The 682-nt window shown below is 74.8% G+C and carries 2 protein-coding genes; one reads left to right on the top strand and one right to left on the bottom strand.

Annotated features, from left to right (window positions below; all coding sequences use genetic code 11):
• Positions 1-113: 113 nt before the first annotated feature.
• Positions 114-326 (bottom strand): acyl-CoA carboxylase subunit epsilon, encoded by a 213-nt coding sequence (locus SM447_RS29320; RefSeq protein WP_474576109.1) that lies wholly within the window; start codon positions 324-326, stop codon positions 114-116.
• Between the two features lie 92 nt (positions 327-418).
• Between SM447_RS29320 and SM447_RS29315 the strand changes: the two genes are divergently transcribed.
• Positions 419-682 (top strand): protein kinase domain-containing protein (locus tag SM447_RS29315; RefSeq protein ID WP_474576108.1); only part of this gene is annotated, 264 nt, incomplete at its 3' end.

Raw genomic sequence — 682 nt, 5'->3', positions numbered from 1 at the left:
CGACCAGGCAGAACTGAGGCTTGCCCGCGCGACCCACGTGTGACGACGGGGGCGCCGGCCGCATGCGACAGCGCCCCAGGCCCGAGCGCTCGGCCGGCCGGCGTGACGAGGGCTCAGTGAGGCAGGCCGGAGGCCCGCCACGCCCCGGGCCCGGCGGCGATGCCGCCACCGGTCGGCCGTCCGCTGCGCGCCCAGGCGGACGCCGGAACGGGGGCGGGTGCGGCGGCGGGCCGGGACCGGGTGACGATCGCGCCCACCAGCGCGGCCAGTTCCTCGGCGGTGGGGACCCCGCGGACGACCCGGAACAGCGGCTCTTCGGCAGACATGCGGCCAGCGTACGCGCCCGGGAAGTTGACCTTCGCCGCACTGTGGCGTGCCGGCGGTGTGCCTGTCGGCGTCGCCGGGTACCGTCTCTGCGATGTCGACCGCGCTTCCCCAACTCGTCGCTGACCGATACCGGCTCATCTCGCCGCTCGGTCAGGGTGGCATGGGTCGGGTGTGGAAGGCGCGCGACGAGGTGCTGCACCGGGATGTGGCGATCAAGGAACTGGTCCCGCCGCCCAGCCTCACCGACGACGAGCGGCGCGAGATGCGGGAGCGCTCGCTGCGGGAGGCGCGGGCCATCGCCCGCCTCAACCACATCAACGTCGTCCGCATCTTCGACGTGCTGCGCACCGACGGC

The sequence above is a fragment of the Micromonospora aridisoli genome, from assembly GCF_056150025.1.
This window is presented reverse-complemented; position numbering and strand designations above follow the sequence as displayed.